Origin of the sequence: Streptomyces mutabilis, from assembly GCF_046628145.1 — a bacterium.
GTDB classification, from domain to species: Bacteria; Actinomycetota; Actinomycetes; order Streptomycetales; family Streptomycetaceae; genus Streptomyces; species Streptomyces mutabilis.
On sequence record NZ_CP176874.1, the window covers coordinates 2,692,458 to 2,705,394 of the forward strand.

Annotated in this window: 12 protein-coding genes and 2 tRNA genes; 6 read left to right on the forward strand and 8 right to left on the reverse strand. The window is 70.9% G+C overall.

Going from position 1 to position 12,937, the window contains the following annotated elements; all coding sequences use genetic code 11:
• Nucleotides 1–22 precede the first annotated feature (22 nt).
• Nucleotides 23–99, reverse strand: a tRNA-Pro gene (locus ACLIN4_RS11965).
• Nucleotides 100–261: 162 nt separating this feature from the next.
• Between ACLIN4_RS11965 and ACLIN4_RS11970 the strand changes: the two genes are divergently transcribed.
• Nucleotides 262–332: transfer RNA gene (locus tag ACLIN4_RS11970), tRNA-Gly, on the forward strand.
• A gap of 88 nt (nt 333–420) precedes the next feature.
• Here the strand turns inward: ACLIN4_RS11970 and ACLIN4_RS11975 are convergent.
• The gene (locus ACLIN4_RS11975) at nt 421–615 is read right to left on the reverse strand and encodes a hypothetical protein (protein ID WP_100048540.1); all 195 of its coding nucleotides are present in this window, start codon (nt 613–615) and stop codon (nt 421–423) included.
• 664 nt (nt 616–1,279) lie between these two features.
• On the opposite strand from ACLIN4_RS11975, the gene ACLIN4_RS11980 reads away from it, so the two are divergent.
• Nucleotides 1,280–2,446: an acyltransferase family protein gene (locus tag ACLIN4_RS11980; protein ID WP_289903195.1), complete on the forward strand. Its 1,167-nt coding sequence runs from the start codon at nt 1,280–1,282 to the stop codon at nt 2,444–2,446.
• A gap of 21 nt (nt 2,447–2,467) precedes the next feature.
• Here the strand turns inward: ACLIN4_RS11980 and ACLIN4_RS11985 are convergent, their stop codons facing one another.
• Together ACLIN4_RS11985 and ACLIN4_RS11990 are read right to left on the reverse strand one after the other, a co-directional pair.
• Nucleotides 2,468–2,962, reverse strand: a complete 495-nt coding sequence (locus ACLIN4_RS11985) for an HD domain-containing protein (RefSeq protein WP_107476621.1) — start codon at nt 2,960–2,962, stop codon at nt 2,468–2,470.
• A gap of 12 nt (nt 2,963–2,974) precedes the next feature.
• Nucleotides 2,975–4,195, reverse strand: a complete 1,221-nt coding sequence (locus ACLIN4_RS11990; protein ID WP_107476622.1) for a PP2C family protein-serine/threonine phosphatase — start codon at nt 4,193–4,195, stop codon at nt 2,975–2,977.
• Nucleotides 4,196–4,357: 162 nt separating this feature from the next.
• Here ACLIN4_RS11990 and ACLIN4_RS11995 point away from each other — a divergent pair, with 162 nt between their 5' ends.
• Nucleotides 4,358–5,608: a GNAT family N-acetyltransferase gene (locus ACLIN4_RS11995; RefSeq protein WP_411575759.1), complete on the forward strand. Its 1,251-nt coding sequence runs from the start codon at nt 4,358–4,360 to the stop codon at nt 5,606–5,608.
• Between the two features lie 76 nt (nt 5,609–5,684).
• Here the strand turns inward: ACLIN4_RS11995 and ACLIN4_RS12000 are convergent, their stop codons facing one another.
• Nucleotides 5,685–6,548: an Fpg/Nei family DNA glycosylase gene (locus ACLIN4_RS12000; RefSeq protein ID WP_411575760.1), complete on the reverse strand. Its 864-nt coding sequence runs from the start codon at nt 6,546–6,548 to the stop codon at nt 5,685–5,687.
• A gap of 145 nt (nt 6,549–6,693) precedes the next feature.
• The gene (locus ACLIN4_RS12005; protein WP_411575761.1) at nt 6,694–7,179 is read right to left on the reverse strand and encodes a ribose-5-phosphate isomerase; all 486 of its coding nucleotides are present in this window, start codon (nt 7,177–7,179) and stop codon (nt 6,694–6,696) included.
• A gap of 207 nt (nt 7,180–7,386) precedes the next feature.
• On the opposite strand from ACLIN4_RS12005, the gene ACLIN4_RS12010 reads away from it, so the two are divergent.
• Complete coding sequence (locus tag ACLIN4_RS12010) at nt 7,387–8,829, forward strand: amino acid permease (protein ID WP_100047336.1); 1,443 nt, start codon at nt 7,387–7,389, stop codon at nt 8,827–8,829.
• Between the two features lie 82 nt (nt 8,830–8,911).
• On the opposite strand, the gene ACLIN4_RS12015 is transcribed toward ACLIN4_RS12010, so the two are convergent.
• Complete coding sequence (locus ACLIN4_RS12015; protein WP_100047335.1) at nt 8,912–9,493, reverse strand: biotin transporter BioY; 582 nt, start codon at nt 9,491–9,493, stop codon at nt 8,912–8,914.
• Nucleotides 9,494–9,823: 330 nt separating this feature from the next.
• Between ACLIN4_RS12015 and ACLIN4_RS12020 the strand changes: the two genes are divergently transcribed.
• Nucleotides 9,824–11,206 carry an amino acid permease gene (locus ACLIN4_RS12020; protein WP_100047334.1) on the forward strand — a complete coding sequence of 461 codons (1,383 nt, stop codon included), beginning with the start codon at nt 9,824–9,826 and terminating at the stop codon, nt 11,204–11,206.
• A gap of 164 nt (nt 11,207–11,370) precedes the next feature.
• Complete coding sequence (locus tag ACLIN4_RS12025) at nt 11,371–12,012, forward strand: superoxide dismutase (protein ID WP_290014234.1); 642 nt, start codon at nt 11,371–11,373, stop codon at nt 12,010–12,012.
• Nucleotides 12,013–12,128: 116 nt separating this feature from the next.
• Here the strand turns inward: ACLIN4_RS12025 and ACLIN4_RS12030 are convergent, their stop codons facing one another.
• Nucleotides 12,129–12,905 (reverse strand): SAM-dependent methyltransferase, encoded by a 777-nt coding sequence (locus tag ACLIN4_RS12030; protein WP_100047332.1) that lies wholly within the window; start codon nt 12,903–12,905, stop codon nt 12,129–12,131.
• Nucleotides 12,906–12,937: the final 32 nt, after the last annotated feature.

Sequence of the window (12,937 nt, forward strand, 5' to 3'; positions counted from 1 at the left end):
CGATCACCCGGTGGTCGGTCGGTGGTCGGGGTGGCGGGATTTGAACCCACGGCCTTCCGCTCCCAAAGCGGACGCGCTACCAAGCTGCGCCACACCCCGTCTGGTGCGACACGTAGGGTACATGCCGCCAGGCACCGGGTACCCCCGGTTTCCCGGGCGCCCGTGAAGGTCCGGCGCGGACCGGAAGGGGTGTGCGGGAACGGGGTGCGACCCGCTACGATGCCTGCAGTGCCGCGGTCACCGACCTGCGGCGCGCGCTGTGCGGGCGTAGCTCAATGGTAGAGCCCTAGTCTTCCAAACTAGCTACGCGGGTTCGATTCCCGTCGCCCGCTCCGAGAGGCCTCCGGCCCGGTCCCTTCAGGGGACCGGGCCGGAGGCTTTTGTGCGGTGCGGGTCGGGGCCGGCCGGGGTGCGGCCCGCTCAGAACTGGATCGAGTTGATGGTGTCCGCTATCGAGTCCAGGAACCGCTGGATGTCGTCGGCCATGCCGGTGGAGGCCAGGAAGAAGCCGAAGAGGACCGCGACGATCGCCGGGCCCGCCTTGAGGGAGCCTCCTCGCAGCAGCACCACCAGGACGATCGCCAACAGCAGCACCACTGACAGTGAAATGGCCACAACTGATCACACCCTCGATCGGTCCGCTCTCCCGGCCCGGAGGTGCGGCCGCGCACACCCCCGCCAGGACCATCGTGCCACCAACCGGGCCCGGCTATGCGGCGGGTGACGCATCGTCGGCCGGTTCCGGGGGCCGACGTCGCCGCGCACGCGCGGACGCGGCCCACCATGCCACCCCGTACAGAAATTCGACAGGGCACTCGTGCGGGGAATTCCGGCCACTTCGTTTCGATGTCCACACAACGCGTTCGCAGATATTTCGAATTGTCCGGGGACGCGCACCGACGGGTGCATCACAGGGAGATCACAGGATCACCTCAGGGTCTCCGCCAGGCCGTGGAAGCGGACATTCCAGGGAAGTCACCCTCCGGCCTTATGCGCTGTTTAGTCATGACGTGTCATGACAAGTAGGGTGGCCCGGGCACCACTTCGGCGCGCTGCGACTATCCGCGCTGTGGCGGAGGTCATACCGCCGCCCGGGCCGAGTTCCCCGAATTGCGGGGTACTCGCCAGGCACTCGGGATCCGAATACAGGAATGACGTCGAAGGTTTTACGGAATCCCACGGAGAACGCTAGGGTGCCTCAGATGTTCTACGCTGCCTCGTCCCCCACCAGAGCAGCGAGGTCCTGTGACGACTCGCCGATTTTCCGGCGGGGGGTTGCATGACGAGCTCGCTGCGACCGCACGGCGACCGGAAGACGCCGTCCCCACCGGATCAGCAGACACAACCGGGCCGACAGCGCGACGCGTTCTTCGACAACGCCAAGTACCTGGCGATCGTGCTGGTCGGCGTCGGCCACGCCTGGGGCCAGATCCTGGACGGGAACCGGACCGTCGAGACCCTGTACCGGGTCCTGTACACGTTCCACATGCCGGCGTTCATCATCATCTCCGGCTACTTCTCGCGCAGTTTCGACCTGAGCCCCAAGCGCGTGAAACGCCTGATCACCGGCGTCGTCGTCCCCTACGTCGTCTTCGAGGTCGGCTACGCGCTGCACCGCCGCTTCAGCGAGGACCCCGGCAACGACATCAGCCTGCTGGACCCCACCTACCTGCTGTGGTTCCTGTGCGCGCTGTTCGTCTGGCGGCTGACCACCCCCATCTGGAAGACGGTCCGCTGGCCGCTGCCGATCGCCCTGGTGATCGCGGCGCTGGCCTCCGTGACGCCCACCATCGGCAACGACCTGAACATGCAGCGGGTGCTGCAGTTCCTGCCGTGCTTCGTGCTGGGCCTGGTGCTGCGCCCCGAGCACTTCCAGCTGGTGCGGCGCCGGTCGGTGCGGATCCTGTCCGTGCCGGTGGTCGCCGTGTCGGCGGTCGTCGCCTGGTGGTCGGTGCCGCGCATGGAGACCGGCTGGTTCTACCGCAACGCCGCCGTGCAGGACACGGGTGCCCCCTGGTGGTCCGGGCCCGTCCTGACGCTGGCCCTCTTCGGCTGCTCGGTCGTGCTGACCGCGTGCTTTTTCGCCTGGGTGCCGGGTCGGCGCATGTGGTTCACCGCGCTCGGCGCGGGCACGATCTACGGCTACCTGCTGCACGGCTTCGTGGTGAAGGAGGGCACCTTCGCGGGCTGGTTCCACGCCTCGGTGTGGGACACGCCGCTCGGTGAGATCGGCATCACCGTCCTCGGAGCCACCCTCATCACCCTGCTGTGCACCAAGCCCGTCCAGCGGGTCCTGCGGTGCGTGGTGGAGCCGAAGATGGAGTGGGCCTTCAAGCGGGACCCCGGTGAGGCCGCCCGGGGCCGTGAGAAGCGGGAGCGGACCGAGGGACGCGAGCCGGAAGGGGCGCGCGCGTCCAGCGGGGCCGGCGAGAAGGTGTCCGTCTGAGGGCCTGAGGGACCCGAAAACCTAGCGTCCGTCCGGCAGACCGAGGAGTGCGCGCATGCGCGTGTACTTCTCGGTCAGTCGTGTGCGTGTGGCCCCGTCCAGGACCGCGAGCCGTGCCGGGTCGGCATTGTGCGCCAGGTCCGCCTCCTTGACCAGCGGTGCGCCGGGTGTGGCGAGGATGCGTGCGGCGTACGCCTCGGGCGGCTCCCCGGCCCGCTTGGTGAGGGCCAGGACGATGTCCTTGGTACGGCGGCTCAGTGCGGCCTCGCGCAGCCAGTCCTCGGTCAGCGCGTCGTCCTCGACGGCGTCGTGCAGCCAGGCCGCCGCGATCTGCTCGTCGTCCCCGCCACGCCGCCGCACACCCTCGGCGACGGCCCGCAGGTGTTCGGCGTACGGCCGTCCCGCCTTGTCGGTCTGCCCGGCGTGGGCTGCGCGGGCGACGGCCTCCACCTCGGTCAGGGAGAGCCGGGCCGGGGGTGTGGGCGGTGTGGAGGGTGCGGGTGTGGTGTGGGGCACGGGGCCAGTCTGTCAGTCCGCCGTCAGGGAGGGGCGGGTCGCCGTGGACCGGGCGGCCGTGGTGGTCTGGGCCGTCGGGCCCTCCCGGCAGATCAGCAGCAGGGCCCGGTCGTCGTTGACGTCCTTGGCCACCGCTTCGATCAGGTGCCAGGCGGCGCCGTGGAAGCCGCCCGCGACGTAGCGGTCGGCCTCGCCGGTGAGGCGGTCGATGCCCTCGGCGATGTCGCGGTCCGAGGTCTCCACCAGACCGTCCGTGAACAGCATCAACACGTCGCCGGGGCGCAGCGAGCCCTTCACCGGGTCGAACTGGGCGCCGTCGTACACACCCAGCAGCGGTCCCTCGGCCGTCTTCTCCTCCCAGCGGCCGGTGCCCGCGCTCAGCTGGAGGCCCGGCGGATGTCCGGCCGAGTACAGCTCGTAGTCGCCGGAGTCGAGGTCCAGGACGAGGTGGATGGAGGTGGCGAAGCCCTCGTCCCAGTCCTGGCGGAGCAGGTAGCCGTTGGCGGCCGGCAGGAAGGCGTGCGGCGGGAGGCTGCCCAGCAGTCCTCCGAAGGCGCCGGACAGCAGCAGGGCGCGCGAGCCCGCGTCCATGCCCTTTCCGGAGACGTCGGTGAGGACGACCTCCAGGGTCCGGCCGCCGTTGGTGCGGGCCGCGACGACGAAGTCGCCCGAGAAGGACTGACCGCCGGCCGGGCGCAGCGCCATCTCGCGGTGCCAGCCCGGCGGGAGCCCCGGCAGCTTGCTCTGGACCCGGATGCGTTCGCGCAGGTCGAAGAGCATGGTGCCGCCGCGCCGCCAGGGCACGCCGACCCGGCTGCGGAACTGGGCGACCAGCAGTCCGAAGAAGCCGCAGGCCGCGACGACCAGGACCACACCGGGGGTGACCCGCGAGGGACCCTCGGTGTACGGGCCGAGCTGGACCGACTCCACGATCAGCGCCGTGGCCGCCGCCGCGTACAGGCCCAGCAGGCTCGCCGGGCGCAGCAGCAGGCCGCCCGCCACGATCGGCAGGACCAGGGCGGCGGGCGCGCACCACACCGAGTTCATCATCGTGGTGGCCGCGATGACGGGGATCGTCAGCAGCAGTCCGGCCAGGGCGATCCAGTCCGAGCCGTCGCCGCGGAAGTAGTCGACGGCGGATCTGCGCATGCCGACGCGGGCCCGGTGCCACTGCTTCTTCCACCGGGCCGTGAACGTGTCGGCTTCCGCGCGCCGCTGTCGTCCTGCTGCCATTAGTTCGGGACCCTATCCATCGGACCGGACACTTGGCACGGGAGGTCCTGCTTGTCCCCCGTCCGAGGCCCGACTTCACAGTGAACTTCACGTACGGCCCGCGCGCGGCAACCTGGCGGAAATTGCCTCGCCCGTGCTTCCGGACCCTGATACGCATGGCCCATGGGCGATGACAAGGGCGAGCTGAAGACCGGGCTGCGGACACTGCGCAAGAGCGAGTGGGGCACGTGGTACGCGACACTGGTCCGTGCCTTCGGCGGGGTCCCGGAAGCGGCCGAGGAGCTGGAGCTCTACGAATCGCTGACCGAGGCCGACCGCTCGCTCGGGGTCTGGGAGGGCGACGAGTGCGTCGGCACGGCGGGGGCGTTCAGCTTCCGGATGACGGTGCCGGGCGGTGCCGAGGTGCCCGTGGCGGGCGTCACGATGGTGGGCGTGGCCGCCACGCACCGGCGCCGGGGTGTGCTGACGTCGATGATGCGGCGGCAACTGGACGACGTACGGTCCCTGGGCGAGCCGCTGGCCGTGCTGACGGCCTCCGAGCCGGCGATCTACGGCAGGTTCGGGTACGGCGCCGCGACCTTCCAGGTCAACGCGGAGATCGACACGGACCGGGTCCGGCTGTCGGTGCCGGACGGTACGGACGACGTACGGCTGCGGTACGCGGCGCCGGGCGACGTGCTCGACGTGTGCGAGGCGGTCTACGCACGGCTGGTGCCCGGGCGGCCGGGCATGCTGGCGCGGCGGCCCGGCTGGGAGCGGCACGGGCTGCTGGACCCGGAGAGCAGCCGGGGCGGGGCGTCGCCGCTGCAGTGTGTGGTCGCCCGGCGGGGCGGTGAGGTCACGGGGTACGCGCGGTTCCAGGTGCGGCCGGGCTGGAGCGGCGAGGGGCCCGCCGGCACGGTGGTGCTGCGGGACCTGGCCGGGACGGACCCGGTGACCGAGGCGGCGCTGTGGCGCTTCCTGTTCGGTATCGACCTGACGTCGACGCTGTCGGTGCGGGGGCGGCCGGTCGACGAGGCGTGGCAGTACCAGGTGTCGGACCTGCGGCGGTGCGGGCCGGTGCTGCGGGACGCGCTGTACGTGCGGCTGGTGGACGTCGGGGCGGCGCTCGCGGCGCGGACGTACCAGGCGCCGGTGGACGTCGTGTTCGAGGTCGAGGACGCCTTCTGCCCCTGGAACGCGGGGCGTTGGCGGCTCAGCGGGGACGCGAAGGGGGCGTCCTGCGAGCGTACGTCGGACGCGGCCGATCTCGCGCTGTCGGTACGGGAGTTGGGAGCGGCGTACCTCGGCGGCGTGAGCCTGACGTCGCTGGGCGCGGCCGGGCGGGTGCGGCAGGTGCGGCCGGGGGCGCTGGCGGAGGCGTCGGTGGGGTTCGGGTCGGACGTCGCGCCGTGGTTGCCGCACGGGTTCTGACCGGGGGCTGGTTGCCGCGCGGGTTCTGACGGGGGGCCGTGGTCGCCGCGCGGGTTCTGACGGGGGCCGTGGTCGCCTACGTCCGTCCTCGCTGGCAGGTCGGGCACCAGAAGAGGTTGCGGGCGGCCAGGTCCGCGGTGCGGATCGGGTCGCCGCAGAGGTGACAGGGCAGGCCCGCGCGGCGGTAGACGTAGACCTCGCCGCCGTGGTCGTCGACGCGGGGCGGGCGGCCCATGGCCTCGGGGGTGTGCTCGGGGCGGACGGTGTCGATGCGGTTGTTCCTCACGCCCTCGCGCATGAGGACGGTGAGGTCGCGCCAGATCGCGTCCCACTCGGCGGGGGTGAGGGACTTGCCGGGGCGGTACGGGTCGATGCCGTGGCGGAAGAGGACCTCGGCGCGGTAGACGTTGCCGACGCCGGCGATGACCTTCTGGTCCATGAGCAGGGCGGCGATGGTGGTGCGGCTGCGGGAGACGCGGCGGTGGGCCGCTTGCGGGTCGGCGTCCGGGCGCAGGGGGTCGGGTCCGAGGCGGTCGTGTATCGCCTGCTTCTCCGGGTCCGTGATCAGGGCGCAGGTGGTGGGGCCGCGGAGGTCGACGTACGTGGTGTCGTTCGCCAGGCGGAGGCGGACGGTGTCCGTGGGGGGCGGGGCCGGGGCCGGTCCGAAGCTGACCTTGCCGAAGAGGCCGAGGTGGATGTGGACCCAGTCGACGGGGTCGGGGGCCTCGGTGGGGCCGGGGGCCTCGGTGGCGTCGGCCGCGCCGAAGCCGAGGAAGAGGTGCTTGCCGTGGGCCTCGGTGCGGACGAGGGGGGTGCCGTCGAGGAGGGCGGCGGCATCGGAGAACTTGCCCTGGGGGCTGGTGGCCCGCGGCGCCGTGCCGTTGACGAAGGCACCGGCGTAGTCCATGGCCAGCCGGTGGATGGTGTGCCCCTCTGGCACGGGGTCGTCCTTTCGTTCCTCTGCCGGCCCTCCCGTCCGACTCGGTCGGACGGGAAACGGGCCTCGCCCAGGGGCTCCTCCCCGGGCCCCGGCGTGGGCTCTCCCCGGCGCGCGGGCACCGGGGAGAGGCGCACCGGCCGGGCGGTTACTGCTGCGGGTGGTGGGCGGGGACGGGCGGGAGGTCGCCGGTCGTCTCGTAGGACGAGAGCATGTCGATGCGGCGGACGTGGCGTTCGTCACCGGAGAACGGGGTGGCGAGGAAGGTCTCGACGAACTTCGTCGCCTCCTCCTGCGTGTGCATGCGGGCACCGACCGCCACGACGTTGGCGTTGTTGTGCTGGCGGCCCAGCGACGCCGTCTCCTCGCTCCAGGCCAGCGCCGCGCGCACGCCCTTCACCTTGTTCGCCGCGATCTGCTCGCCGTTGCCGGAGCCGCCGATCACGATGCCGAGGGCGCCGGGGTCCGCGGCGGTCCGCTCGGCGGCGCGAAGGCAGAAGGGCGGGTAGTCGTCCTGGGCGTCATAGATGTGCGGGCCGCAGTCGACGGGCTCGTACCCCGCCGCCTTGAGCCACTCGACGAGGTGGTTCTTGAGTTCGTAGCCCGCATGGTCCGAGCCGAGATACACGCGCATGGGTCGAGTGTGACACGGGCCCCGCGGGGCAGCAGCGTCGGGTACAGGCTGTGAAAAGAGTGGGTAAAACTATGGAACCTCAGGAAAGGCTCAAGTAACGATCCGAAATCAAAGGTTCCCGAATTCGTTCACCTCCGTTTCACTGGTCCGGCTCGTACACCGCTCGTACGGGGAAACTGTTCGACCGGCGCAAAGGAAAACACCCCCATGACTTCGCAGCCGACTCTGACCAAGGCCGAGGACGGCCCCGGAAAGCCCGGAGAACCCGGGTCCGGGCTCCAGGCCGGACTCAAGAACCGCCATCTGTCGATGATCGCGATCGGTGGTGTCATCGGGGCCGGGCTGTTCGTGGGCTCCAGTTCCGGCATCGCCACCGCGGGCCCCGGAATCCTCCTGTCGTACGCCCTCGTCGGCACGCTCGTGGTGCTGGTGATGCGGATGCTCGGCGAGATGTCCGCCGCCAACCCGACCTCGGGCTCCTTCTCCGCGCACGCCGACCGGGCGCTCGGGCCCTGGGCCGGTTTCTCCATCGGCTGGCTGTACTGGTTCTTCTGGGTCGTGGTGCTGGCCGTGGAGGCGACGGCGGGGGCGAAGATCCTGGAGGGATGGATACCCGCCGTGCCGCAGTGGGGGTGGGCACTGATCGTGATGGTGGTGCTGACCGCCACCAACCTCGCCTCGGTGGGCTCCTACGGCGAGTTCGAGTTCTGGTTCGCCGGGATCAAGGTCGTCGCGATCGCCGCGTTCATCGTCGTCGGCGGGCTGGCCGTCTTCGGGGTGCTGCCGGGCGTGGACAGCGAGCAGGCGGGGCTGGCCAATCTCACGGAGCACGGCGGATTCCTGCCGAACGGGGCGGGGGCGATCCTGACCGGTGTGCTGCTCGTCGTCTTCTCGTTCATGGGCAGCGAGATCCCCACGCTGGCCGCCGGTGAGTCCGAGGACCCGCAGCGGGCCGTCACCAAGGCGACCAACAGCATCATCTGGCGCATCGCCGTCTTCTACCTGGGCTCCATCTTCGTCGTGGTCGCGCTGCTGCCCTGGGACTCGCAGTCGATCGTCGACAAGGGTTCGTACGTGGCCGCGCTGGACTCGCTCGGCATCGCCAACGCCGGTCAGATCATGAACTTCATCGTGCTGACGTCCGTGCTGTCGTGCCTGAACTCCGGGCTCTACACGGCCTCCCGCATGGCCTTCTCGCTCGGCCAGCGCGGTGACGCGCCGGGGGCGTTCGCCCGGACGACCGCGCGGGGCGTGCCGCGGACGGCGATCCTCGTGTCCGTGGTGTTCGGTTTTGTCGCCGTGTTCTTCAACTACGAGTTCCCGGACTCCGTCTTCCTCTTCCTCGTCAACTCCTCCGGTGCCGTGGCCCTCTTCGTGTGGCTGGTGATCTGCTTCTCGCAGCTGCGGATGCGGAAGATCATCCAGGCCGAGGCCCCGGAGAAGCTGGTGGTGCGGATGTGGCTGTTCCCGTACCTGACCTGGGCGGCCGCCGCCGTGATCGTCTTCGTGCTCGGCTACATGCTGACCGACACGGAGCACAACGGGCGTACGACCGTGCTGCTGTCGCTGCTCGTCGCGGCGCTCGTGCTCGTCGTCGCCGTCGTCAAGCAGAAGGTCACCGCGCGGAAGGCGCTCGCCGGGAAGGACTGACCGCCGTCCGGCGCACGGAAAGGGGCCGGCCCGGTCGCGGAAGCGATCGGGCCGGCCCCTTTCGGTGGCTGCGCGGCTGTGCCTACTTCTTGTCGACCAGCTTCCAGACGGTGGGCAGCACGCCCATCGCCAGCGCCGCCTTCAGCGCGTCGCCGATCAGGAACGGGGTCAGGCCGGCCGCGATCGCGGCGGTGAGGGACATGTCGGCGGCGAGGGCCAGGTACGGGACGCCCACGGCGTAGATGAGCGCCTCGCCGAGCAGCATGGTGCCGGCCGTGCGCAGCACCGAGCGGTCGGCGCCGCGGCGGGCCAGGGCGCCCACGACGGTGACGGCCAGCAGCATGCCGAAGACGTAGCCGAGGGACGGGGCGCCGACGCCGGATCCGCCCTCCGCGAACCACGGCACGCCCGCCATACCGACCAGGGCGTACAGCGCGAGCGAGAGCAGGCCGCGCCCGGCGCCGAGCGAGGTGCCGACGAGCAGGGCGGCGAAGGTCTGGCCGGTCACCGGGACCGGGGAGCCGGGAACCGGCACCGCGATCTGGGCCGCGATGCCGGTGAGCACGGCACCGCCGGCCACCAGCGCGACATCCCGGACCCGGGAGGAGGGGATGAGGTCGGCGAGGACCTGGCCGGAGCGGGTGGGAAGGGCAGCGGTGCTCATGGGGACTCCGCGGTGGTGTGGACATGTCGGGACAGCGCGACGCTATCCCAGCCGGTAGGAGCCGATCACCAGCAGCGCTCGACAAAGGGTCGATCGGCGACTTGGTGGGCTCCCGACAAACGAGCGGCATACACGCGGTTGCGGGTGATATCGGTCACCGCGGCGGGGAGGCGAGCGTCACCCGGAAGCGGAATCCCGCATTCGGACGATCACGTTCCGTACCGGGACCGTCCGTATCGTGGGCAACCGGTGTCGCCGACGGGCGCCACCCCGGAGACTGTGGGCGTTTTTGCCCTGCCCCCGCCCCCCACGCATTGGACGAGCCGCCCCATGTCCAACAGCACCACCACCGAGGCGCAGCCCGAGTCGCCCGACGCCGCCCTCTCCCACGGCCTCAAGCAGCGCCACCTGTCGATGATCGCCCTCGGCGGCGTGATCGGCGCCGGACTGTTCGTCGGTTCCGGGGCCGGCATCGCCGCCGCCGGGCCCTCGATCGTCGTCGCCTACACCCTCTCCGGCCTCCTCGTGATGCTGGTGATGCGGATGCTGGGCGAGATGTCGGCCGCGTATCCGTCCTCGGGCTCCTTCTCCGCGCACGCCGAGCGGGCGATCGGCCCCTGGGCCGGCTTCACCGCGGGCTGGGCGTTCTGGGTGCTGCTGTGCACCGCCGTCGGGCTGGAGGGCATCGGCGCCGCGGCGATCGTCCACGGCTGGCTGCCGGGCACGCCCGAGTGGGTGTGGGTCGCGCTGTTCATGGTGGTGTTCTGCGGGACGAACCTGGCGGCCGTGAAGAACTTCGGCGAGTTCGAGTTCTGGTTCGCCGCGCTCAAGGTCGGCGCGATCACCCTGTTCCTGGTGCTGGGCGTGCTGGCGATCATCGGTGTCCTGCCGGGCACCGACTCCCCCGGCACCTCCCACCTCAGCGACTTCCTGCCCAACGGCGGCAACGGCCTGATCATCGGCCTGCTCGCCTCGGTCTTCGCCTACGGCGGTCTGGAGACGGTGACGATCGCCGCGGCCGAGTCGGAGAACCCGGTCAGGGGCGTGGCGAGCGCCGTACGGACGGCTATGTGGCGGATCGCGCTGTTCTACATCGGCTCCATGGCGGTCATCGTCACCCTGGTCCCCTGGGACTCCCCCGAGGTCGTCGAGAAGGGCCCGTACGTCGCCGCCCTCGACGAACTCGGCATCCCCGGCGCCGGTCAGCTCATGAACGTCGTCGTGCTGGTCGCGCTGCTGAGCGCGATGAACGCCAACATCTACGGCGCCTCGCGCATCGGCTACTCGCTGGTCGAGCGCGGTCAGGGCCCGAAGGCGCTGGGCCGGGTGTCGGGCGGGGTGCCGCGGATCGCGGTGCTGGTCTCCTCCCTCTTCGGCTTCGGCTGCGTGCTGCTCAGCTACTGGCGGCCGGACGACGTCTTCGCCTGGCTGCTGAACATGATCGGCGCGGTCATCCTGGTCGTCTGGATCTTCATCGCCGTCTCCCAGCTGCGGTTGCGGCGCCGACTGGAGCGGGAGGCTCCGGAGAAGCTGGTGGTGCGCATGTGGGCGTACCCGTGGCTGACCTGGGTGGCGCTGGCGGGCATGGCCGCGGTGTTCGTCCTGATGGCCCGCGAGCCGGACACGCGGGTGCAGCTCTACTCGACCGGCGCGATGACGCTGGTCCTGGCGGCCACCGGTTACGCCTGGCAGCGGCGGCGGGCGCGCGGTTAGCCGCCACGGGCTCTTCGAGGGCCCCCGTACGGACACGTTCCGTGCGGGGGCCCTTTCGCGTTCCGGCGGCACGCCCGGTTGCCCCTCGGACACGTCAGCGCACACTCTTGCTGCTAGCGTGCACTTGCAAGCCTTTTGCAATAAGAGGTCGGAGGGGATCCGCCATGCCCGTCTACACACTTCCTGAACTGCCGTACGACTACTCCGCGCTGGCGCCCGTGATCAGCCCCGAGATCATCGAGCTGCACCACGACAAGCACCACGCGGCCTATGTGAAGGGCGCCAACGACACGCTGGAGCAGCTCGCCGAGGCGCGGGACAAGGAGTCCTGGGGCTCGATCAACGGCCTGGAGAAGAACCTGGCCTTCCACCTCTCCGGGCACATCCTGCACTCGATCTACTGGCACAACATGACCGGCGACGGCGGCGGTGAGCCGCTGGCCGCCGACGGTGTGGGCGACCTCGCCGACGCGATCGCCGAGTCCTTCGGCTCCTTCGCCGGTTTCAAGGCGCAGCTCACCAAGGCCGCCGCGACCACGCAGGGCTCCGGCTGGGGCGTCCTGGCGTACGAACCGCTCAGCGGGCGGCTGATCGTCGAGCAGGTCTACGACCACCAGGGCAACGTCGGCCAGGGCGCCACCCCGATCCTGGTCTTCGACGCCTGGGAGCACGCCTTCTACCTCCAGTACAAGAACCAGAAGGTCGACTTCATCGACGCCATGTGGGCCGTCGTGAACTGGCAGGACGTGGCCAAGCGCTACGAGGCCGCGAAGTCCCGGGCGGACGTGCTGCTGCTGGCGCCCTGACGCGCCCGTGAGACGTCCTGCCTCGTGATCGTCTTCTCACCCTTCACGGCGGCAGGCGGAATGAGGGAGGCCCCCGCGAGGACGTGACTCGCGGGGGCCTCCTGTGCGCGGGCCGGTCAGGGCTTGCGGGCGAGACCGCCGTGCTGGCCGATCGGCTTCGGCGTCCCTTCGCCGTCCGGGCGCCACAGCGGCACCGACACCACGCCGGGCTCGACCTGTTCGAGCCCCTCGAAGTACGCCTCGATCTGCTCGACCGGCCGCAGGAAGTACGGGACCGCGCCGGTCTCGTTGTAGCCGTCCTGGGCCGCCTCGTAGGCCGGGTCGGTGCCGCGCGAGCCGTCGTTGACGCACAGGTAGCTGCCGGAGGGCAGGCCGGCCATCAGGCGGCGCACCAGGTCACGGGCCCGGTCGTGGTCGGCGACGTGGCCGAGGATGCCGCTGAGGATGAGCGCCGTGGGACGGCTCAGGTCGAGGGTCCGGCCCGCCGCCTCGAGGATCCGCCCGGGCTCGTACAGGCTCATGTCCTCGTACGCCGTCGCGCCCTCGGGGGTGGAGGTCAGCAGGGCGCGGGCGTGGGCGAGGACCAGCGGGTCGTTGTCGACGTAGACGATCCGGGACTCGGGTGCGTGCCGCTGGGCGACCTCGTGGGTGTTGTCGACGGTCGGCAGTCCGGTGCCGACGTCGAGGAACTGGCGTACGCCCGCCTCCAGCACCAGGTAGCGGATGGCACGGCCGAGGAAGGCGCGGCTGCCGCGGGCGATGGTGACGATGCCGGGGTAGACCGCGGTGTAGGCGTCGCCGGCCGCCTCGTCCACGGGGTAGTTGTCCTTGCCGCCCAGCCAGTAGTTCCAGATCCGGGCCGAGTGCGGCACCGAGGTGTCGATCTCCGTCATGGGGTGGGACTCGCCTCCAGGGTCGGTGTCCG

What these genes read in the sequence shown, in the direction of transcription:
- ACLIN4_RS12015 (WP_100047335.1), bottom strand. Translation starts at nt 9,493, where the DNA reads ATGAGCACCGCTGCCCTTCCCACCCGCTCCGGCCAGGTCCTCGCCGAC.
- ACLIN4_RS12005 (WP_411575761.1), bottom strand. Translation starts at nt 7,179, where the DNA reads ATGCGCGTGTATCTCGGCTCGGACCATGCGGGCTACGAACTCAAGAAC.
- ACLIN4_RS11995 (WP_411575759.1), top strand. Translation starts at nt 4,358, where the DNA reads ATGGGCGATGACAAGGGCGAGCTGAAGACCGGGCTGCGGACACTGCGC.
- ACLIN4_RS12010 (WP_100047336.1), top strand. Translation starts at nt 7,387, where the DNA reads ATGACTTCGCAGCCGACTCTGACCAAGGCCGAGGACGGCCCCGGAAAG.
- ACLIN4_RS12020 (WP_100047334.1), top strand. Translation starts at nt 9,824, where the DNA reads ATGTCCAACAGCACCACCACCGAGGCGCAGCCCGAGTCGCCCGACGCC.
- ACLIN4_RS11990 (WP_107476622.1), bottom strand. Translation starts at nt 4,195, where the DNA reads ATGGCAGCAGGACGACAGCGGCGCGCGGAAGCCGACACGTTCACGGCC.
- ACLIN4_RS11980 (WP_289903195.1), top strand. Translation starts at nt 1,280, where the DNA reads ATGACGAGCTCGCTGCGACCGCACGGCGACCGGAAGACGCCGTCCCCA.
- ACLIN4_RS12025 (WP_290014234.1), top strand. Translation starts at nt 11,371, where the DNA reads ATGCCCGTCTACACACTTCCTGAACTGCCGTACGACTACTCCGCGCTG.
- ACLIN4_RS12030 (WP_100047332.1), bottom strand. Translation starts at nt 12,905, where the DNA reads ATGACGGAGATCGACACCTCGGTGCCGCACTCGGCCCGGATCTGGAAC.